At 60.8% G+C, this 21,210-nt stretch carries 22 protein-coding genes; 11 read left to right on the forward strand and 11 right to left on the reverse strand.

Going from position 1 to position 21,210, the window contains the following annotated elements:
* Positions 1 to 74: 74 nt before the first annotated feature.
* The 5 genes from QWI75_RS15690 to QWI75_RS15710 all read right to left on the reverse strand — a co-directional run bounded on the left by QWI75_RS15690 (position 75) and on the right by QWI75_RS15710 (position 3,358).
* Entirely contained in the window at positions 75 to 1,580 is a 1,506-nt protein-coding gene (locus QWI75_RS15690) for an FAD-dependent oxidoreductase (RefSeq protein ID WP_289269525.1), read from the reverse strand.
* Positions 1,581 to 1,672: 92 nt separating this feature from the next.
* Entirely contained in the window at positions 1,673 to 1,837 is a 165-nt protein-coding gene (locus QWI75_RS15695; protein ID WP_289269526.1) for a hypothetical protein, read from the reverse strand.
* Positions 1,838 to 1,858: 21 nt separating this feature from the next.
* Positions 1,859 to 2,164, reverse strand: coding sequence for a BON domain-containing protein (locus QWI75_RS15700; protein ID WP_289269527.1), 306 nt, complete (start codon positions 2,162 to 2,164; stop codon positions 1,859 to 1,861).
* A gap of 40 nt (positions 2,165 to 2,204) precedes the next feature.
* On the reverse strand, positions 2,205 to 2,579 hold the full coding sequence (locus tag QWI75_RS15705; RefSeq protein ID WP_289269528.1) for a YtxH domain-containing protein: 375 nt from the start codon (positions 2,577 to 2,579) through the stop codon (positions 2,205 to 2,207).
* A gap of 65 nt (positions 2,580 to 2,644) precedes the next feature.
* Positions 2,645 to 3,358, reverse strand: a complete 714-nt coding sequence (locus QWI75_RS15710; protein WP_289269529.1) for a hypothetical protein — start codon at positions 3,356 to 3,358, stop codon at positions 2,645 to 2,647.
* Positions 3,359 to 4,069: 711 nt separating this feature from the next.
* On the opposite strand from QWI75_RS15710, the gene QWI75_RS15715 reads away from it, so the two are divergent.
* On the forward strand, positions 4,070 to 5,176 hold the full coding sequence (locus tag QWI75_RS15715; protein ID WP_289269530.1) for a glycosyltransferase family 4 protein: 1,107 nt from the start codon (positions 4,070 to 4,072) through the stop codon (positions 5,174 to 5,176).
* Positions 5,177 to 5,229: 53 nt separating this feature from the next.
* Here QWI75_RS15715 and ligD read toward each other — a convergent pair whose 3' ends face one another.
* The 6 genes from ligD to QWI75_RS15745 form a co-directional block, all read right to left on the reverse strand.
* Entirely contained in the window at positions 5,230 to 7,860 is a 2,631-nt protein-coding gene (ligD, locus tag QWI75_RS15720) for a DNA ligase D (RefSeq protein WP_289269531.1), read from the reverse strand.
* 5 nt (positions 7,861 to 7,865) lie between these two features.
* Positions 7,866 to 8,741 carry a non-homologous end joining protein Ku gene (ku, locus tag QWI75_RS15725; RefSeq protein WP_289269532.1) on the reverse strand — a complete coding sequence of 292 codons (876 nt, stop codon included), beginning with the start codon at positions 8,739 to 8,741 and terminating at the stop codon, positions 7,866 to 7,868.
* Between the two features lie 203 nt (positions 8,742 to 8,944).
* Positions 8,945 to 9,907: a YihY/virulence factor BrkB family protein gene (locus tag QWI75_RS15730; protein ID WP_289269533.1), complete on the reverse strand. Its 963-nt coding sequence runs from the start codon at positions 9,905 to 9,907 to the stop codon at positions 8,945 to 8,947.
* Entirely contained in the window at positions 9,904 to 11,478 is a 1,575-nt protein-coding gene (locus tag QWI75_RS15735) for a DUF748 domain-containing protein (RefSeq protein ID WP_289269534.1), read from the reverse strand. Before QWI75_RS15735 ends, QWI75_RS15730 begins: the two co-directional genes overlap by 4 nt.
* Before the next feature lie 44 nt (positions 11,479 to 11,522).
* Positions 11,523 to 12,035, reverse strand: a complete 513-nt coding sequence (locus QWI75_RS15740) for a mechanosensitive ion channel family protein (RefSeq protein ID WP_289269535.1) — start codon at positions 12,033 to 12,035, stop codon at positions 11,523 to 11,525.
* Between the two features lie 266 nt (positions 12,036 to 12,301).
* Positions 12,302 to 12,619: a hypothetical protein gene (locus tag QWI75_RS15745; protein WP_289269536.1), complete on the reverse strand. Its 318-nt coding sequence runs from the start codon at positions 12,617 to 12,619 to the stop codon at positions 12,302 to 12,304.
* Between the two features lie 276 nt (positions 12,620 to 12,895).
* On the opposite strand from QWI75_RS15745, the gene QWI75_RS15750 reads away from it, so the two are divergent.
* The 10 genes from QWI75_RS15750 (at position 12,896) to QWI75_RS15795 (ending at position 21,206) form a co-directional block, all read left to right on the forward strand.
* Entirely contained in the window at positions 12,896 to 14,188 is a 1,293-nt protein-coding gene (locus tag QWI75_RS15750; protein WP_289269537.1) for an MFS transporter, read from the forward strand.
* 50 nt (positions 14,189 to 14,238) lie between these two features.
* Positions 14,239 to 15,393, forward strand: coding sequence for a YihY/virulence factor BrkB family protein (locus QWI75_RS15755; RefSeq protein WP_289269538.1), 1,155 nt, complete (start codon positions 14,239 to 14,241; stop codon positions 15,391 to 15,393).
* A 106-nt stretch (positions 15,394 to 15,499) separates the two neighbouring features.
* Positions 15,500 to 15,967: a DUF3015 family protein gene (locus QWI75_RS15760; RefSeq protein ID WP_289269539.1), complete on the forward strand. Its 468-nt coding sequence runs from the start codon at positions 15,500 to 15,502 to the stop codon at positions 15,965 to 15,967.
* Between the two features lie 23 nt (positions 15,968 to 15,990).
* A complete protein-coding gene (locus tag QWI75_RS15765) occupies positions 15,991 to 16,419 on the forward strand; it encodes a response regulator (RefSeq protein WP_289269540.1) in 429 nt (142 codons plus the stop codon).
* 65 nt (positions 16,420 to 16,484) lie between these two features.
* Positions 16,485 to 16,862: a sensory rhodopsin transducer gene (locus QWI75_RS15770; RefSeq protein ID WP_289269541.1), complete on the forward strand. Its 378-nt coding sequence runs from the start codon at positions 16,485 to 16,487 to the stop codon at positions 16,860 to 16,862.
* Between the two features lie 630 nt (positions 16,863 to 17,492).
* The gene (locus QWI75_RS15775; protein ID WP_289269542.1) at positions 17,493 to 18,053 is read left to right on the forward strand and encodes a vitamin K epoxide reductase family protein; all 561 of its coding nucleotides are present in this window, start codon (positions 17,493 to 17,495) and stop codon (positions 18,051 to 18,053) included.
* Between the two features lie 24 nt (positions 18,054 to 18,077).
* Positions 18,078 to 18,458, forward strand: a complete 381-nt coding sequence (locus QWI75_RS15780; RefSeq protein WP_289269543.1) for an SPW repeat domain-containing protein — start codon at positions 18,078 to 18,080, stop codon at positions 18,456 to 18,458.
* A gap of 98 nt (positions 18,459 to 18,556) precedes the next feature.
* On the forward strand, positions 18,557 to 18,760 hold the full coding sequence (locus tag QWI75_RS15785; protein WP_289269544.1) for a hypothetical protein: 204 nt from the start codon (positions 18,557 to 18,559) through the stop codon (positions 18,758 to 18,760).
* A 46-nt stretch (positions 18,761 to 18,806) separates the two neighbouring features.
* A complete protein-coding gene (locus QWI75_RS15790; protein ID WP_289269545.1) occupies positions 18,807 to 19,868 on the forward strand; it encodes an SDR family oxidoreductase in 1,062 nt (353 codons plus the stop codon).
* A gap of 12 nt (positions 19,869 to 19,880) precedes the next feature.
* Entirely contained in the window at positions 19,881 to 21,206 is a 1,326-nt protein-coding gene (locus QWI75_RS15795; protein WP_289269546.1) for a cytochrome ubiquinol oxidase subunit I, read from the forward strand.
* The last annotated feature ends 4 nt before the right edge of the window (positions 21,207 to 21,210 follow it).

Genomic DNA, 21,210 nt, shown 5'->3' on the forward strand with positions numbered 1-21,210 from the left:
GGTGGGCAGCGCACATGGTCGGAGGAATTGGACTCACAAATCAAGATCGGCATGAGAAGCGTCGTTCTCCGCCGCTACTCTTGCCCATTCTTCATCAACGCGAGGTCGCTATTCGCCGGACCGTTGATGACCGTGCCAAGCTTATCAAACCGCGATCCGTGGCAGGGGCAATCCCATGTCTTTTCGTTCGCATTCCAGGAGACAAGACAACCCAAATGAGGACACACAGCCGACCGCTCATGGACAAGACCCATCTGATCCCGATACACCGCCACCTTGGCGAGACCACGCCGAAGGACCGCTCCACTGTCCTTGGGAATCTCTTCAGCCGCTTTGACGGACCCTCCAGTAACCCAATCGACATATTGCGCCGCCATGTTGAGCGTGTCCTTCGCATATTGTCCGGCGGCGCGAAGCGTCTTGCGCGACGGGTCATAGAGCGACGACCATGGGCAATCCCGCTTCATGATGAGGTCGGTCAGCAAGATGCCGGCGATCATCCCGTGAGTCATCCCCATTCCGGAATCACCCGTGGCAATATAGACATTCTCCGAGCCTCCGGGATCATGCCCGATGAAGCCGATGCCGTCGACCGGTTCCATCACTTGTCCCGACCATCGATATTCGATGCGTTCGATCATACGGAATCGGTCCCGCGCCCACTGCTCTAACCTGGCATACCGCATCTCGGCATCGTCGGCCTGTCCCGTTTTATGATCCTCTCCTCCCGCGATGAGTACGTCATATTGACCGTCCCGATCGGAACCGCTCTGAATTCTGACATAGTGATAGGGATCGTCCATATCCCAATAGAGCGCTTTGGGAACGGAACCAGTTGGAATGCGCGCTCCGATGACATACGTCATATAGGGAGCCTGTTTGGTATGGATGGCAACCGTATCTACAATCGACGTATTGGTCGCTGCGACGATGGCGCCGGCCGTCACGATGGCTCCACCGTCCGTTTCTACCTGCGCCTGCGGTCCATCTTTGACGGACTTCACATGCGTGCCACCGAAAATTTGGCCTCCGCGCCGGTGAACCGCGCCGGCCAGGCCAATAAGATATCGCAAGGGATGAAATTGCGCCTGACGGGGAAAGCGCAAGCAAGGGCCGGCCTCAAGCGGAATCACTGGTGATCGTTCAAGCCGCTCCACGCGCATCCCGGCGCACTGAGCGGCCAGAAACTCATCGTCGAGAGTTTCGTTCGATCCTCCCGACTTGGAGAACAAATATCCGTCTATTCGTTCGAAATCGCAGGCGATGCGTTCCTCGGCGACAATCTTTTCAATGCGGTCGATGGCGGCCGCATGACTGCTGGCCGCCAGTCGGGCTCCTTTGTGCCCGTGAAGACGCTCGATCTCAACATATCCCTCATCCATGACGTTCGAAAGGTGCGCGGTCGTCCGCTGCGTCATTCCGCTGCCGATTCGGCCATCCTCCAGCAGGATCACGGATTTCCCTTCGCACGCAAGGCAATAGGCAGTGGATAATCCGGCGATGCCTGCGCCAATGATGCACACATCGGCATGAAGCGATTGGGCGAGCGGCGCCGGTTGCGGCATATCGACCGTCGCCATCCATACAGAGGACGTTTGACCCGATGAATTGTGGACCATCATCATCTCCTTTCGAAATCGTTGCCCTGGGATGAACGCGGGTCTTGCGATCCTCACAGGAGAAAGAGAATGTCCGCTTGCTCGGCCACATTGCCAAAAAGACGGTGCAATTCTTCCGGCGACGTGCGAGGACAATGTAGATCGCCCACCGCAGCAAGCCGGGTCATCTCCGTGATGCGGAGCCATGCCATTTCCGCATTCATGGTGACAAGCGGCATTGTCTCCTTCTGGCTCGTCACCTACCGCTGAATCTGCAGGTTGTTATTGACGCGCCTCACGCCTGCGACCTGACGCGTGAGGTCCTCCGCCCGGCTCTTCTGCTCGGCCGATGGCACGATCCCGCTTAGGTTCACCACGCCTCGCTCGGTATCCACGTCCACCCTGGCAAAATTCGACATCCGGTCCGCGGTCAGCTTCGCCTGAACCGCCGCAGTGATTCGGCTGTCCGTCATGGTTTGACCGCCTGTCTTTCCGGTTGTCGACTGACAGGCTGCGAATCCCAGGACCGCCGTGAGACAGAACGCCCCCACAAGTGTCTTCAACATATCGCCTCCTTGTTGTTCAACCGAATTCAACGACAATCACCTATGTGCGGTTGCTGGCCTCTTGACCCATATTTTTGAATTGAGCCACCGTTTCCTTTCCTACATCCTTCAGTTTCTCCTGTCCGCTCCGCGCGTATTCCCGGGCGGCCCGTCCGGTTTCCTGTACAGCCTCCTGACCACGCTCGATATAGTCCTTTCCGCGCTCAACCGCCGTATCCAGAGCCTCGCGGCCTCGCTCCACCAGATCGTCGGTTGCCCGGGAAGCATAATCGCGCAGCATGCCGCGCAGCTCGGAGCCGGTTCGCGGCGCAAAGAGCAGCGCCAATCCGGCCCCGAGGAAGGCTCCGGCGAGAAACGTGGACCAGCCGGCCGCATCGTTCCCATAGTTGTCATCGTATTGATCATCCCTATGCATGGTCATCTCCTTCTTACTTATTAGGTATGCCTGGGTGGCTCGTTTTTTCTCTATTCGTTTCGCCCCTACTGGCGAAGGCTGGTTTCTTCCTGATCGCCGCTTGATTCCCGTGCCAATTGCTTGATCGTCGTGGCGGTGCCCATATCGGAGGCTTCGACACGGACGATATCGCCCACGTTGAACCGGCAATCTCCGACGGTGAAACCCGAGCCTCGGGCCACATCTTCATTGGCGCGAGCGTCGGTGCTTCCAACCTTTCCCTTGAGCTGACTCGGATCTTGTGCGGACTTGCGAGAATCCCCTTGATGTTGTTGCCGCGCCATCTGCTGTTCGGCTTGTGCTTCTTCCGGCGCGCCACCCTTTCTCGCCTGTTGTTCCATGAATGGGGTGGGAGGAATTTCTTCATGCTCCTTGGCCCCTTCGCGGCCAGTGGCCAACTTGTCCTGTTGCGATCCCGCACAGACCATGTTGGTATCCTTGGTAACCTTCAGACGGATTTCCTGCCCCCGGTCGCCTTTGATCAAATACTGCTCGCCGTCGATGTTCGCGATTCGCCCCGTAATGATTTCCGGCCCGCCCATGATCACGTTTGAAGACTGCGGTTCGTTGGTTCCCTGCTCGTGAGCGCCTTTACCCAAACCGACGCCTTGCTGGCCCTTCTGCTGTGTGGATTCACCCTGCGAAACGCCGTCTGCGGAGAACCCGCCTGTTGGAAGGCTTAAGCTTATGACCCCCGATACGGCGATCACCGTCTTGGCTATGCCTGGAATTCGTTTCATGTTGCACCTCTCGTCAATGGTGAAAGGGTGATGAGAACGATTATGGAATCCTTCATGTGACCTTGATATGAAGAGGCTCGGTCGACGCTCACGAACGGCCATCGCATTCAACATGGGCACATGGTGAATGTGTCTCTGGCTCTCACTTCGCCCAGCGCACTTAGGCAGGATACCCGACGTTCATCGAATGCTCTTCTGGTAAGCTCCCTAGTTAGCCCGCATTGTTCACGATGACTTCCACTGCAACCGCCGTTCGACCCGTTGCTGGCAAAGAGCAACAGGTACCCCGGCTGCGACAAGGCTGGCCGTGCCCGAAGGGCCGCCAGCCGGGCGGGCTCGCCGCTTAGGTCCGGCCGCCTCACCAACTCGGCGGCGCGCACAGACGTGGCGCTCTTTATTCATCGCGCCGTGCGCCCCTCGACATACTGTCGCAAGTATGCCTCGGGCTCTCGTGGCTCCGCGCGAGGGTACCCATTGCTCTTCTCCGTGCAATGGGTCCAACGCGTGGCATCTCCGCGGTTTCGTCACGAATTCTCGTGAATAATGCGGGTTAGCGAGGTGCTGCAGTTACGGCGCTTTCAGATACCTAGGTTATCGCCTAGCTTTGCTCGTTTGAATCGGCGGCTATACTCCCGCTCACCTGAGTGGCCGCTGGAGTCCCGCTACCCGCCTCCAGCCTTTCATTTCTTTCACCAATCCAAAGGGGTCCCCATGAAAATTGCACAAGTTGCCCCGCTGTGGGAAAGCGTGCCTCCGCAATGTTATGGCGGCACGGAGCGGATCGTGTCCTATCTCACGGATGAGCTGGTCCGCTTGGGACATGACGTCACCCTGTTCGCCACCGCGGATTCCGTGACGGCCGCCAAGCTCGACCCGGTCTATCCAAAGGCCCTTCGACTGGCCAAAGACCTCTCCTGCCGCGAGGCGCCGATCTTTTTGCAGCTCGAACAGGCGTTCGGCGCTAAAGCCGAGCAATTCGATCTCATCCATTCCCACGTCGATCTCATGGGGTTTCCATTCGCGCGCCGCTGCCGCACTCCGGTCGTGACAACGCTCCACGGCCGGCTGGACCTGCCCGAGTTGCTGCCGATCTTCGAGGAATTTCCCGAGATGCCGGTGGTTTCCATTTCCAACGCGCAACGCCGGCCTCTCGGCTGGGTGAATTGGCAGGACACCGTCTACCATGGGCTCCCGCCCACCCTGTATGATTTTCATCCGCAACCGGGCCAATACCTGGCGTTCCTCGGCCGCATCGCGCCGGAGAAGCGTCCCGATCATGCGATTGCCGTCGCGAAGGCCGTCGGCATGCCGATCCGGATCGCGGCCAAGGTCGATCCGAGCGACCGCGACTATTTCACGACGAAGATTGAGCCGTTACTGGATCATCCGCTGGTGGAATATGTCGGGGAGATCAACGATGCAGAAAAAAACGATTTCCTCGGCGACGCGTACGCGCTCCTCTGCCCCTATGACTGGCCCGAACCCTTCGGACTCGTGCTGATCGAGGCCCTGGCCTGCGGCACGCCGGTCTTGGCCTATCGGCGTGGCTCGATTCCCGAGGTGATCGAAGACCGGGAGACAGGAATCATTTGCGAGGATCTGTCCGAGATGATCCGCTCGGTGGAGGGCGTTGAGCGGATCGATCGGCGGCGCTGCCGCGACCATTTTGAAGCGCGTTTCACGGTCCAGCGCATGGTGCGCGATTATGTCACCGTCTACGAACGGTTGCTCGAAGGACGGAGCCTGGTTCCGACGGCGGCCATGCCCGCCGCTCTGGAGCAGCCGATCAGATTGCCCGAGCCGGCCGCGGGATTTTAAGGCCGGAGACGCTGGTCACAGGCACAGGAGCCGTGCAGCCCTCACGCCATCGGTTATCGCATGCCGAGGGCCCGCACCATGCGGCCGGTCAATCGCTGCTTGACCGTGAAGTAGTCTTTCCATGGGTCCCGGCGCAATTCTGCCAAGCGGCCCGGGACGTTGGCGACCGTGAAATGGTCGGAGCGAAGATCAACCGACAATTCATCCCAGGTCAACGGCACCGAGACCGGGGCGCGGGGTTTGGCACGGGTCGAATAGGGGGCGATCGCGGTCGCTCCCTTCGCGTTCCGCAGAAAATCGAGATAGATTTTTCCTTTGCGCTTCTGTTTCGACATGTTCGCGACAAACCGATCGGGAATGAGCCGGGCGAGATGCTCGGCAAGGGCTCTCGAAAAGGATTTCACCTCATCCCAGGCATGGACCTGTTGAAGCGGCGCGACTACATGGAGGCCCTTGCCGCCGGTGGTCTTGAGAAAGCACTCCAGCTCCAATTCGTGGAATAAACTCCGGACGAGCTGCGCTGCTTCGACGACGGATTTCCAGGGCACCTCCGGGTCCGGATCCAGATCGACGACGAGGCGATCGGGCCGGTCGAGGCGGTCTCGTCGCGCTCCCCAGGTATGCAGTTCGAGCACGCCCATCTGCACGAGCCCGATCAGCGCGGGCAACGAATCCGCCGTCATGTAGACGGCCGTCTTTCGGTTTTCTTGAACTTTCACCCGGCCTACGATCTCAGGCACCGTGTCCTTCGCGTGCTTTTGATAGAAGCATTCGGCGGCTCGGCCTTCCGGGCAACGGACAAGCGTCAAGGGTCGCTGTTCAAGATGCGGCATGATCCAGTCGGCCACCTGCTCGTAGTATCGAGCCAGCCCGATTTTGGTCAGGCCCTGCTCGGGATAGAGCACACGATCAGGATGAGACAGGGTGACGCCGGCGACCATGGTCGGACCGTTCGCGGATCTCCCGTCTCCGGCAGATGGTTTGTTCCGCCGTCCGGCTCGGATGCCGGCCCAGCGGCGGCGCCGAGCCCTGGCTGCCCGCCCCTCACGATCATCTTGCTGCCGCTTCCGTTCCGGCTGTTCCATGACGATCTCCTTCGCCGGCTTATCCTCCCGCAAACCTTGAAACGAGGCTTGGCGAAGCAGCCCGTCGCCGGTCCATTGCGCGAAGGCCACTTCGGCCACCAGTTCAGGTCTCACCCAATGGACCCCGCGGGCCTCGGAGCCGGTCGGCGGATTGACGAACGGCGATGTCGTGTGCTCGAGCGCGGTCAGCCGCCGATGCAATTGCCTGAGCGATCGCTCGGAAAATCCGGTTCCGGTCCTGCCGACAAACCGCAGCCGTCCCTGTTCATCATGGACGCCCAAAAGCAATGCCCCGAACCCCACTCGCGCCCCGGAGGGGTCCGTAAATCCGCCGATCACGAATTCCTGTCGCTGTCCGCATTTGACCTTGACCCAGTTCCTGTTACGCCCGGCATGATAGGATGCCGCGGCCTTCTTCGACACCAATCCCTCCATCCCACGACGGCAGGCCTCGGCGAAGACGACCTCTCCCCGCCCTTCAATGTGATCGCTGTACCGGATCAACGGCGACGGCCCCATGGATTCCAGCAGCGAGGCGAGCAGGCGTTTGCGCTCGACCAGCGCAACGGACCGGAGGTCATAGCCGTCGAGATAGAGAAGGTCGAACAGATAGTAAACCAGATTGGCTTCGGATCGCGTATCAAACGAATTCTGAAGCGATTGAAAACTGATCGTCCCGTCCGGCTCGACGGCGACGATCTCTCCGTCCAGCCAGGCCTCCCTGACCGGTAAACCTTCCGCCGCGTGAGCGAGGCGCTGCAACCTGGACGTCCAGTCATGGCCGTTCCTGGTGAACAGCTTCGCCCGGCCGTCACGAATCGAGCAGAGGATGCGGTAGCCGTCGTACTTGAGCTCATGGACCCAGTCAGCCCCTTCAGGCGTCCTGTCGACGAGCGTCGCAAGCTGGGGCGGCGCCCACTCGGCCATGGCCGCCTTCCGCGACCGCGGAACCTCGGCGGGATCGAGCGCCTTCGGCTTCGCCCTGGACCTCGTTTTGGAACGACCGTCGCGGTTGGACTGCCACACTCTCCGGCGGTCGGCGGCGATCTGTTCCATGGTTCGTCCGCTGGCCACGCTCTCTGTCAGCGTGGTAATGTCACGATCCTTGCCGCGGTTGGCTTCCTCATCGTCCTCCTTGATCAGCAACCAGTGTTCCTTGCCCTTTTCTCCACGGGACCCCATGCGGACCAGGTTCCAAGCTCCCCGGAGTTTCCGGCCGAACAGGAGGAATTTCAGCCTGCCGCGCCGGTATCCGCTCCGCGGATCTCCGATCGGAGACCAGGTTCCTCGGTCCCACAGCAGGACCGTCCCCGCTCCATACTGTTTGGGCGGGATGATCCCTTCGAAATCGGCGTAATCCAGCGGATGGTCTTCGACGTGAACGGCAAGGCGTTTATCAGAGGGGTTCAGGCTGGGACCTTTTGGGACGGCCCAACTTTTCAGCGTCCCGTCCAACTCCAATCGGAAATCATAATGCAACCGGCTGGCGGCATGTTTTTGAATGACGAATTGCCATCGTCCGGACGCAGGCTTGGCGTGTCCCCGCGGCTCCGGGGTCTTCTTGAAGTTCCGCTTGTTCCAATATTGCCGAAGGCCCATACCGTTCAGGCGCTCTTGCGCCGGACTGTCCGGTCATGGCGGCCGGCCGCCCGCTTGCCCCGATTCCTCTGCCCGTTCTTGTGTTCCTTGGCCCGGACGCTCTTCTTCAGCAGCGCCATGAGATCGATGACCTCTGCGGGGGCTCGCGTTGCGCCTTCTTCCTCCGGCTCCGAAATGACCTCCGTCTGTCCGGCCTTGATGCGCTTCTCGATCAACTTCATGAGGTCCTCATGGTACGTGTCCCGGAACTTCTCAGGGTTCCAGTCCTCCGTCATCTCCTCCACCAGCTTGGCCGCCATCTCGATTTCTCGCGCGGTGACGCCGACCGTTTTCAGGTTGGCGGACGGCACATCGAGGTCCTTCGTGGATTTCAGCTCGTCGGCATAGCGCAGGGTATTCAGGACGATGACCTCGCCCCGCGGAATCAGCGCGCAGACATATTGCCTGGTGCGGATGACGACGGTCGCGAGGGCGAGTTTATCGGTCTTCTTCAACGTCTCTCGGAGGAGCGCATACCCCTTTTCCCCACGCCGGTCGGGCACAAGATAATACGGCGTCTCGAAATAGGTGGGCGGAATCGCTTCGGCGTCCACAAAGCTCATGATCTCGACGGTTTGAGTCGCCTCCACGTTCGCGCGTCGAAAGTCCTCCTCGGTGAGGACCACATAGCGCCCTTTCTCGTATTCGTAGCCTTTGACGATGTCCTCCCATGGCACGTCCTTTCCCGTCTCCTTGTTATAGCGCTTGAACCCGACCGGCTTCATGTCCCGCCGGTCCAACATCGTGAGGTCAAAGCTGTTGCGGTTCTCGGCGGAAGAGAGGACCACCGGAATGTTGACCAATCCGAAACTGATGGCGCCTTTCCAGAGTGAGCGCGGCATGAGCACACCTCTTTCGACAGGCCGGATTCGCCCGGATTACGGCTCGCGTTCGATACAGGCGACACAGACGATCAGGGAGCAGAAGGGCACATATAACTCTCCGCACAGCTCACAGGTCTCCAACATCGGCTCGCCCGTGATCCGGCACCCATCGCGCCGGCACTCGGCCTCATCGCACCGCGAGCAGTCGCGTGGGCAGAGTATCATGCCGACGCCCGTTGTCCTTCCCCGGCCCGTAAGGCGGCCGGCCGACCGTCGGCCGCTTCTGCCCGTTGGGCCCGCGCGGCCTTCTCGATCTCGGCGTTCAATTCGCCGCCGACCAGCAGCGTGATCCCGCAAAAGTAAAACCAAAGCATCAGGACAATGACGCCGGCAATCGACCCGTAGACTTTGTTGTAGGTGCTGAAGTTGTCCACATAGAGCTTGAAGCCCAAGGACACGATGAGCCACAGCAGGACCGCGAGCAACGACCCTGGCGTCACCCACCGCCAATCCTGCTCCACATCGGGACAAAAATAGTATACGGCCGCCAACGCCACCAGCATCAGGCCGATCGCAACCGGCCATTGAAACAGGACCCAGGCCAGCTCGAACAGCCAGCCCAACCCGACAAAACTCGCGATCCAGGAGCCGATGTGTTCTCCATAGAGCACGAGCGTGACCGACAGGATGATGAAGCCGGCCAGCGCGATCGTGAGCAAAATGGCCACCAACCGGACTTTCCAAAACGGCCGGGTCTCCTTCGCTCCATACACGGTGTTCAGCGATTCAATGATCGCCGTCACGCCGCTGGAGGACGCCCAGAGGGCGCCCAGAAGCCCCAAGGAGATCAGGCTCCCGCCGCTCCCTTGCACCACCTGCTCCAAATAACGCTGGACGAGCGAGAGGGCGTCCTCTGGCAGGACATTCTGGAGATAGGCCATCAATTCGGGCATGGCGTTCTGAATCGGGAACAATCCCATCAGGGCGGTGAGGAAAATGAGCGCGGGAAACAAAGACAACAGAAAATAGTAAGCCAGTTGCGCCCCGCGGCCAAGCAGCTCGTCCCGCTCCATCTCATGCCACAACCGCCCGGCCAGTTCACGCAGGGTGAGCCCGCCCAGCTTCCATGGATTGTAGGCGGGGGACGAGCTGTCGAGCGAGGCGGTGGTCGATCCCGTCTTCATGCCTTGCCGTACTCCTTTTCGAGCCCCGGGAGGATGGCCTTGAAGAACGCGTTCTGAATCAACGTCCCGACGATCTTCCACGTATCCGCGCGGGGGCTGGGGACCGGGCCGGAGACGTCGGTCTCGGCGGCGACCTGCTGCCGTTCCTCATTCTTCAATAACTCCACCACCCCTTCGATCACCCTTTCATAGACCCGTTTGGTCCAGGCCTTGTCGGCGTCCTGATCGGGATCAAAAACCTCCACGTCCTTAAAGATGGGCTTCACATATCCGTTCACCCGGCCGTTCTTGATGGAGATCTCGCTGAAGAGCGACAGATGGCCTTTGGAGAGGTCCGTGTCGGTGTAGGCGCGAAACACATTGTTCAAGGCTTTCAGCTCAGTCTTGACGATTTGCACGTCCAGGTCGAAATCCGGATGTGGTTTTTCGGGCCGGAACGTCCCCGTCGCCACGGTCCGGCCGGTTCCCATGAGGCGGCCCGTGAGCTTGACCACCGCATCCCCGCCTTCCAGATCCTTCAATCGGGTGCTGAAGTTGTCCAGTTCCGCGTTCACGTCGCCGACGAACAGCCGGTAGTCCGGATCGACGGATCGGTTCACGAACCCGAACTCGCCGCCCAGCACCTTGCCGCGCTTCACGGTCACGACCAGGACGGGATTGTTGCGCGCCTCCTCCACGATCTCGGCCACGTGCTTTCGCCTTGCGTCATCGCGGGGATGTCGGCGATAGACATAATCGGCCTTGACCCCTTCCAACAGCAGGTTCCGGACGTCCGCCGCCTGTTTCCATGGCGAATATTCGACGCGGCCATTCGCCGTCAACACCCCGGTTTTCAACAGCAGGCTGTATCGCCCGGTCACCCCCATGAAACCTTCTACGGGGACATTGTCCAGATCGAAGTCCACCTCGGCTCCCGCGAACGGCTTGGCCAGAAAATTGGCCTTTCCCTCGGCCTTGATGCGGCCTTGGAGCAGCCGCGCGTCGAGCTTGACGGTCGACGGATATTCCTGCTCGGGTCCACGGTTGCTGATATTCGAGACCTCGCATTGCACCTCAGTCAACTCCAGCGGCCTGGCCTTGGGATGATCGTAATACGTGACGTCGGCATCTTCGACTTTGAACACATCGATCCGAAGGGGAAAGATCCTGCGCACCGCGTCTTGCCACCGGTCGTCCCGGGATTCCTGAATCTCCGTCTTGGCCTGCGGCCGCGTCATATTGATCGCCGGCCGCTGGATCACATGATCGCTGACAAGCCTTCCCTTGAACAGCTCGGTCCAGCGGACGCTGGCATGCCATGTGGGAATTTGGACCACGGGGGGCTCCGGATGCCGGTTCTGCACCAGCGAGACCTGATCGAGATCCAGCGAGAAGGACAGCGGATGCAGATCCAATTCGCCGATGCGGAGGGTGTAGCCGTTTACCGTTAACTGATCATTCACCCGCTGTTCGACATAACGGCGGACCGGCTCATCCGCGACCGCCGCCGCGACCAGAACGGTGACGGCGAGCACGGCCATGATCCCGACCGTCCATGTGAGCCAACGAGGAATTGTCAGCGGCTGGGCCATCCGTCAACCGTTAATCGTGCGTGGTCTTCGCGCTTCGCGTTCATTCATTCCGGCCGGTTCAGACCGATCGTATTGGTGATCAGCAAGGAATTAGGGATGAGGTAGGTCTGACTCCCCTTTTCCAGTCTCGTATAGCGCAGGTCGATTTCCGTGACCAACCCTTCCAATCCCGTCACCGTGATCCGATCGTTGATGCTGAAGGGCCGATACAGCAAAATGAGCAGACCGGACATGAGGTTCGACAGAATGTCCTTCATCGCGAATCCCAAGGCGAACCCCGTGAGGCCCAAGCCCGCCACCAGCGCGGAGACGTTCACCCCGATCGTTCCGAGCGCGGTAACGGAACCGAACAGAAGCAGGGCTCCGGACACGACCCGTGCAGCGAGACGCAACACGAAATTGAGATTGGCCTCCGTATTGGCAGCCAGCCTCACGATCACCTTACGGGCCACGGAACTGGCGATCCAGAACCCGGCAAGAACCAGAACCGCCATGCCGATTTTCGGCGTCCAGGCCGCCAGTTGATGCTCCATCTCAGTGAGGAAGGTCTCGATCATGGCGCATCCGACTTACGACCAAGAAGCAGCAGGCCATCGTGCTCCGATGCAGCCGCGCAATGGCAATCAGACGTCGCCTTGAGTCCATGAAACTCATCTGCGACGATCCTCGCTGATACGGTCACCCTGAGCAGGAGGGATCTGTGGGGGACGAGCCATCTGCTTGCAGCCTGTGCAACACACATCGAGGAGGAGGCTGGCGCCATGGCCGGCGCCAGCTCCATTCACCTCTGTTCGGCGGGTGGCGCCCGATACCGGCTTGGCCCTCAATCCAGACGTTGCAGCGTCGTCGTGTGGCCTTTATCGGTGATGTAGGCCTTGACCTTGTCACCTTCGACGACCTTGTCGAGTTTCGTACTTTTGTCAACGTGGACCTTCGTCGTTTTGCCGTCCTCGTCCTTGATCCAGTAGTACTCTCCTTCCACCTTCATCAAGGTTCCTTTCACGGCATCTTTCATGATGCGCTCCTTCAACGTCGGCGAGGCTTCCTTCTCGGACATGGGATCAGCCGCTCCCGCAACGCCGATGCCGAAGCTCAAGATTCCGGCTGCGAACAAGGACACCATCAAGACTTTCATAGCCATCTCCTCCTTTTCTGGTGCTTGCGGACGATGAGCTGACATGCTCAGCGTAATCCTCTTTGCACACGAACCCATGCTCTCCTGCCCACATCAGTGACGGAACTAGTAAAAGGCCTAGCCCACCTATCCAGTGGACCGGTTGGTTTCTTCTCAGCCATTCCTCGCGCCAACTGGTGCTCATACGATGGGAACCTGCTCGGCATTCCCCCAGTAGGAGCAGGATCGGGTCTGTGATGGAGTCGTCTTGCGCTGTTCGAACCACATGACACAGGGATGATCATGGCCCACGGTACCGCTGTCTCCTCGATCCTTGTGAGGGTGAGGGGGCTCCTGACGAATCGCAACGTCATGTGGCTGTTCGTCGGACAGGCGATCTCTCAGGTCGGCGAAGGGCTTTCCAAGGTGGCGTTGCTGTGGTTCGTCTACGACCTGACCGGGTCGGCGCTGAAGATGACGATGATCGGCATCCTCCAGACCCTCCCGCCGCTCCTGTTCGGCCCCTTCGCGGGCGTGTTGGTGGATCGAGTCTCGAAACGCACGGCCATGATCGTGATCGATACGGCCAGAGCGGGACTTCTGACTCTCATCCCGACGCTCTATTGGATGGACTGGTTGACCCTCCCGTCGCTCTATGTGCTGGTGTTCGCCACGGCCATGTTCTCCATGGCTTTCGGACCCGCGTTAAAGGCGATGGAACCGCTCTTGGTCAAGCCTCACCAACTGACGCAGATCAACGCGCTGGACCAAAGCACCATGACGATCGGTCAGCTCCTGGGACCAGCCATCAGCGGAATGCTGATCGCAGGCATCGGCGCCCAAAATGTGCTGTACGCCAATGCCGGCGCCTTTCTGCTGTCCGTATTCTGTAAAGTCCCGATCCATGTCAAGGAAACACAACGCCCCGCCGGTCGTTCCTCCCCGCTGCAGGCCGCTCTGCATGATCTGATGGAAGGGATTCGCTTCGTCCTCCATAAGCACCGGCTCATGCTGTTGCTGATGGCTGTGGCGTCGCTCTTCATGCTGGGTTCGACGGGGTTTGTCTATCTCTTGCCGGTGCTGGCCAAGGACTATCTCCATGCCGATTCCGTCGAACTCGGTTGGCAGTGGGCTTCCCTGAGCCTGGGCCTGTTGGCCGTGACCCTGTGGATGTTCAGCGATCCGCCGGAAGAATTGTGCGGGAGGCTCTGGTTGATCGCGGCGGCGGCCTTGGTTGGCGGCGGGGCGATGCTTGGGCTCACGCTGATGACTTCGTTCGTCGCGAGCGCGGGCTTGATTGCAGCCATCGGGGCCAGTTCGGGCGTCGTCAATCCGCTCGTCTCCGCATCGCTTCAGGAACGGACTCCCAAGAACATGCTGGCGCGCGTATTCAGCGTCTTCAATATCGGCACGCTCGTGGCGGCCATGGTCGGAATGACGGCCTGCGGATGGATCGCCGATCGCATGGGACCGATCGCGAGTCTCGTGGCGATCGCAGCCGTGAGTATTCTGGCCGCCGTGCTGACCGCGGTGTTGATCCCTTGGTGCTTCCTCCTGCGCTCTCGTGAACCGAAACACATGACCGCGACGGGATGATCCCGCTTACGAGACCGCCCATCCGCCACCCCTGTGAAGGAGCAAAGGCCATGAAATCGGTGTCTTGGTCCTCGATTCGCCCTGCAGTCCTGTGGGGGCTCTTCAAGCAAACCGCCATCGAGTGGAGCGAGGATAAGGTGCCTCGGCTCGGCGCAGCCCTGGCCTACTACACGATCTTCGCGATCGTGCCGCTCTTGGTCATTATTATTGCGATGGTCGGCCTGTTTTTCGGCCAAGAGGCGGCGAAGAGTCACATTCTGACCCAGCTTGCCGGTTTAGTCGGGCCACAGTCGGCCGAAGCCATCCGTGACATGCTTCAGCGTGCCAACCAGCCATCCACCGGAATTGTTGCCACCGCCGTCGCCGGCGGGACCCTGTTGCTCGGCGCCTCAGGCCTGTTCGGACAACTGCAGGATGCACTCAATACGATTTGGGGGGTGAAACCGAGGCCGGGACGCGGCATGTGGGGGTTGATTCAGGATCGGTTCCTGTCGCTCATGGCCGTGCTGGGAACGGGATTTCTGCTGCTGGTGTCGCTCGTCCTGAGCGCCGCGCTCTCCGCATTGGGGACCTGGTTCGGCGGCCTGCTCCCCGCGCCGGAACTGTTGCTCCAGGCGCTGAACTTCCTCCTCTCCCTCGGAGTCATCACCGTGTTGTTCGCCATGATGTTCAAACTGCTTCCGGACGCCCGCATCGCGTGGCGGGACGTATGGGTGGGCGCGGGCATCACGGCGCTGTTGTTCACGCTGGGCAAAATTCTCATCGGACTCTATCTGGGCAAGAGTGATGTCGGATCGGCCTATGGCGCGGCTGGATCGCTCGTGATCGTGCTGGTATGGGTCTATTATTCGGCGCAGATCCTGTTATTCGGCGCTGAGTTTACACAGGTGTATGCGAATGCCGGCGGAACCGCCATTGTGCCTACCGAACAAGCCGTCGCTGTTGACGAACAAAATGTCGGGGGCGGGCATCCACGCGCAGGGCTTCACCGGACATCGGCCGCCATGCGATCAACAACCGCCACGCCTGCCTCCTCGGCAGCCTACGGGCCGGATCGCTTGGAAGCAGGCGGTGTGAGACGGTCATCCAGCCGGCCGCTTGGGCAGTGGGACCGGTGGGTGGGCGGGACGTTGCTGATCTGGTGGGGGCTTCAACTACTGCGTCGCAGGGAAAACCTCCGGACGGGCGAGGCCCGGCGCGGATAAGAGTCCAAGCGGCGAACCATGCGAAACCTGTGGATTCTCCTAGGTGCATGGGACTCGATTCGTCCTATGATCAGGACGAGACGCCGCTCACCCAGGAGAATAGGACATGAGACATTTCCGCAATCTATTGGTTCCCGGTCTGTTGCTGGCCCTGTCCGGCTGCACCACCGACGCGACCGTCGAATTGACCAAAGCCCCCTTCGAAGCAACGTCGGCGCTGAGCGACGGCACCTCGCGAGCCATTGGTGAATTGCTGGAGCCGATATCGGAATTCACGTCAAGCACCACGCCGGGCGCGTCGGCCGGCGACTCTCTCCTAAGAGCCAGGCAACGGATGATCTTCTTTACCGCCTACTCCTACGACAACCTGCGGGCTGATATTGCCCGAGGGAGCGGAGAATACGTGACCTCGCTCGCCACCCTGGCCGGCGTGCCGCAGGAACGACACGAGGAATTCCGCCACAGCATGCGCAGCGGCTACGCGACGCTGTTTGATGAGACGATCACGGGAATCGAGTCATCGCGACGCATTGTCGATACCGCGTGGGCGATGAGAAGCGGAAATGATCAGTAGGGCGCAGAGAGCGAGGTGTGGCCATGACGGAAGCGGCGAGATTGGATGGGTATGGAAAGCGGGTGTTGGTGGTAGAGGCTCATGCGCCGGTTCGCGATCTCCTCCTTTCGGCCTTGATGCGCAACGGCTACAACGCCTATGAAGCGACCGATCGCTTCGAGGCCCTTGCGACGATGGGCCGGCGTCGCTATGACGCCGTGTTGGCCGACTGTTGCTTCTCTCAACCGGGCGATGTGATCTTCATCAGGATTTGCCGACAGCGATGGCCCGAGCGTCCGATGATCGTGCTGGCCAGCGAGGCCCATGGCCCGGCCGACGTGGTCGCCGGCCTGTACGCCTGTCTGCCGAAACCCTTTGACCTCTATCAGGTGCTCTGTCTCGTTCGACAAGCCACACATGGAGAGCCGGCTCCCGCCCGCGACACGGGCGTGGAGCTGGCCGGTATTTCGTGACGGGTTGCTCGCGGGCACCTCGGCCCTCTCCTTATCAATATCACACAGATGGAGAACGAGACGGGATGGAATCAGTAGGACGCACACGATGGGCCATCGCGGAGGGATATATTCCTCCTTCCAGCACCGGTCCGGAACCCCATATGACCAGCCATGAAACGGTGTGCCTGCTGAACACCGGCGATCGGGATGCCGAGGTTCGCATCACGATCTTCTACAGCGACCGCGACCCGGCCGGACCCTATCGGGTCAACGTCCCGGCGCGGCGGACCAAACATGTCCGCTTCAACGACTTGACCGATCCCGAGCCGATCCCGACGGACATTGACTTCGCCAGCGTGATTGAATCCAGCGTGCCGATCGTCGTGCAACATACGCGTCTGGATTCGCGCCAGGCGGCGAATGCGCTGTTGAGCACGATTGCCTTTGCCGCCGCCGAGTGACGGAAGTCACACCGGCTGGCACAACCGGTCGCACGCCTGGTCTGCTCTCATGAAATATGCCGTTCACAATATGACGCTGGCCACACGGGAAGATCGGCCCCGATCCGCCCAGCAGTCTGACGCTCCGCCTTCCCAACCTCCAAGCCGGCCTCCGGCCCCTCGCGAAGAGCCCCCGGACCCCTCCCCTCCCGTCAAGGAACCGGGCCGAACCCCTCCGGCAAGAAAAGAACCGGACGAGCCTCCTCCCAGTAAACTCGCTCCAGGATTAGCGCCCCAATCCGAAAATAATTTCACCTGAGACGACGATCTCATTCGCCTCGATACTGCATCCTCTCCCTCCCAGGGAGGGGAGAGGAGAATGGTGAGGGTAGGCCACAAGGATGTGCCCCTCACCCTCCCTCGTGGGGGCGAGGGCAATACGGTGTTGTGGGGCCTGGATTATTTTCGGATTAGGATTAGCGGCACCCTGATAACCGCTTCCCTCATGACCCACTAACGGGACCGCAAATCCGGTTTCGACCATCGCGACCGTGGGACTCGGATAAAGACGGTTCAGGGTCTTGCCTAGGGGATCTCCGGTTGGCTTCCTGTCATAGTGAGGCTCGGTCTACCTGATCGTGGGACGACACGATGACGGATCCGCCACACCCGCCAGGCTGGACGTACAACCCCTCGTCATGGGGGGAGCGGCTGTGGCTGATCGGCGTGGCGCTGTTGGGATTGGCGATCTCAGCCTACCTGGCGGGATATCAACTCAACCTCGTGGACGACGTCTGGGAACCCTTTTTCGGATCCGGCAGCCGAGAGGTCTTGCACTCGTTTCTTTCTCAATTGTTGCCGATCCCCGACGCCGCGCTCGGCGCTTTTGCTTATGCACTCGACGCGGTCACGGGCGCGATCGGCGGCACCAGGCGGTGGCGAACCATGCCCTGGATGGTGCTGTTGTTCGGTTTCGCCGTCGGTCCGCTGGGCATCGTGAGTGTCTTATTGGTCATCGCACAGCCGGTCCTGTTGGAAGCGTGGTGCACGCTGTGCCTGGCCTCCGCGATCATCTCCGTCGTCATGATCGGCCCGGCTATGGATGAAGTGCTAGCGAGCTTACAGTTTTTACGACGGGCACACGACCAAAACATTCCCCTGTGGCGCGCGTTCTGGAAGGGAGACGACCGGACGGCCGTCGTCCACGCATAGGAGCCTGAAAGGAAGAAGGGATCCGTGTGGCCTCGATTGGTCAATGTACTGGTCGGCGGGTGGTTGATGGCCGCCCCAAGTCTCCTGGGCTACGGCGGTCCGGCGGGAACAAATGATCACGTCATCGGCCCCCTCATTCTGACTTGTGCGACGATCGCCATGTCGGAATCCGTGAGATCAGTCCGGTGGATCACGTTGACGTTGGGGGTCTGGCTCATGCTGTCGCCGTTGGTCTTCGACTATTCGAGCCGGCAGACTCTCCATAGTTTCTCGATCGGCCTGCTGGTCGTGCTCATGGCCAGAATTCCGGGGGCCTTGAAAGAGCGATTCGGCGACGGATGGACAGGGATCTGGAGGAGACGCGGTCAATCGGAATCGAAGAGAGAAGAGAAGTCCTACGCCTAGCGCGCATGATTCATGAACGCTTCGACTGCAACCACCGACATGCCGTTGTCGTCACGAACCGTCATGAATCAGGCTACTGGAGAAAGAATGGTGATGGCATGATGACCCTGCTGGCTGCCGGGGCGTTCGGGCTGTTGATCCTGACAGCCCTCTATGCATTCGGTTTCTTTGCGACTCCCTATTCGAATGCATTCCGGTTCGCATTCTATCTGATCATGCTCGTGTTCGCCGTCATGATCGTCTACGCCCTGGGAGATCATCCGTTCGAAGGTTACGATCCCACGCCAGATGCGTCGCGATGAGAAGACAGACTATTGGAATTATCACTAAAGGCCGAAGGACCGGGACATGGACAACGATACCCAGAAGCACACAGGCCCACCGGTCGTGGTCGTGACGGGGGCCTCCGCCGGAGTCGGCCGGGCGATCGTGCGGCGCTTCGCCCGGGAGGGCGCCCTCATCGGATTGCTGGCCCGGGGAGTAGACGGATTGACGGCGGCGCGGCAGGAGGTGGAGCAAGCCGGCGGGAAGGCGCTGGTCCTGCCCACCGACGTCGCCGACGCGGAACAGGTTGAACAGGCCACGGCCAAGGTGGAGCAACAGTTGGGTCCGATCGATATTTGGATCAACAATGCGATGGTATCGGTGCTCTCTCCGGCCATGGACATGACGCCGGAGGAATATCGGCGAGTAACGGAGGTGACCTACCTCGGCTACGTCCACGGCACCCTGGCGGCCCTGCGTCGGATGCTTCCGCGGGATCGCGGGGTGATCATCCAAATCGGATCCGCCCTGGCCTATCGGTCGATTCCCTTGCAATCCGCCTATTGCGGCGCAAAACATGCCGTGCAAGGATTTACGGAATCACTTCGTTCCGAACTGATTCACGACGGCAGCCGTGTCAGCCTTTCGACCGTCCATTTGCCGGCGGTCAATACCCCGCAATTTTCCTGGATCCGATCCCGGATGCCTCGGCATCCCCAACCGGTCCCGCCGATTTATCAACCCGAAGTGATTGCCGATGCCGTTCATTGGGTCGCGTACCACCCGCGACGCGAGTTTTGGATCGGATTCCCGACCGTCAAGGCCATCGTCGGCGATAAGTTCATTCCCGGACTCCTGGACCATTACCTGGCGCATGTCGGATACGATTCACAACAGACCGGCGACCCCATTGACCCTGATCGTCCGGACAATCTCCACTCCCCGCTGCCCGGCGACTACGGCGCCCATGGTCTCTTCGACGGGGGAGCCCGCACCTCAAGCCTGCAAGTGTGGGCGAACCAGCACCGCGGCCCGCTCCTCTTCCTAGCCGCGGCGATGGCCGGCCTCTGGCTCATGCGAACCCGCCGAGCTGCCGACCGCCAGCCCCGCCGGAACCGTGCGATCCACGCACCGGCCTCCAGATAGGATCGGACGGGCATGAGCGACCTGCTCGCCGCCCGCGCCCAGATGGCCATGTCCCTGGCCTTCCACATCGTGTTCGCCGCCATCGGCATCGCCATGCCGGCGATGATGACGCTGGCGGAGTGGCGGTGGCTGAGGACCAAGGACGACCAGTACCTGCTCCTCGCCAAACGCTGGGCGAAGGGTACGGCGATTTTGTTCGCCGTCGGAGCGGTCTCCGGCACGGTCCTGTCGTTTGAACTGGGTCTCTTGTGGCCCGCCTTTATGGAGTGGTCCGGCCCCTTGATCGGTCCCTTGTTCGCCCTCGAAGGATTCGCCTTCTTCGCTGAGGCGATTTTTTTGGGCCTGTACCTGTACGGGTGGTCCCGCATGAGTCCCTGGGCCCATCTGACGGCGGGCTTCATCGTCACGATGAGCGGCGTCGCCTCGGCGCTGTTCGTCGTGACAGCCAACGCCTGGATGAACGTGCCGGTCGGATTCGAGTTGGCGGATGGGCAACCGGTCCGGATCGATCCGCTCGCCGCGCTGCGGAGCCCCCATGCCTGGCATGAAAGCTTCCATATGGTTCTGGCCGCCCTCGCGGCAACGGGCTTTCTCGTCGCCGGCATCCACGCCTTTCTCCTGCTGCGACGGCCGGGGGATCGGTTCCATCGCCACGCGCTCGGGATTGCTCTGTGGGTTGGAGGTGTGGCAGCCCTGTTGCAGCCTGTCAGCGGCCATGTGCTCACGCAATCGGTGGCCCACGACCAGCCGGCCAAGCTCGCGGCGATCGAGGCGCTGTTCCAGACCCAGGCGGGCGCGCCCTTTCACCTGGGAGGGATTCCGGACGAAGAGACCGGCACCGTTCCCTATTCGATCGAAATTCCCCATGGTCTCAGCCTGTTGCTCCATGCCGACCCGGATGCCACGGTCCCCGGACTGGACCGGACGCCCCGACACGATTGGCCCCCGGTCGCGGTCGTCCATCTCGCCTTTCAAGTCATGGTCGCGGCGGGATTCGTCCTCGCAGGGTTGAGCCTCTGGTGTGGATGGCGGGGAGCAACGAAGACGCCGCTTCATGAGGATGCGACATTGCTTCGGGCGCTCGTCGTCGCGGCTCCACTCGGCTTCCTGGCCATCGAAGCGGGCTGGACCGTCACCGAAGTGGGGCGGCAACCGTGGGTCGTGTACCAGCTCATGCGCACCGCGGAGGCGGTGACGCCGATGCCGGGCCTATGGGTCCCATTGACGACCTTTACCCTTGTCTACGGCTTCCTTGCCCTGATCGTCATCTGGACCATGTGGCGCCACATCGCCGCCACTGCCGAACACCGCCGCAGGGAGTCTCAAGCCGGGTTGTGATTTA

This window comes from Nitrospira tepida, assembly GCF_947241125.1.
Lineage (GTDB): Bacteria > Nitrospirota > Nitrospiria > Nitrospirales > Nitrospiraceae > Nitrospira_G > Nitrospira_G tepida.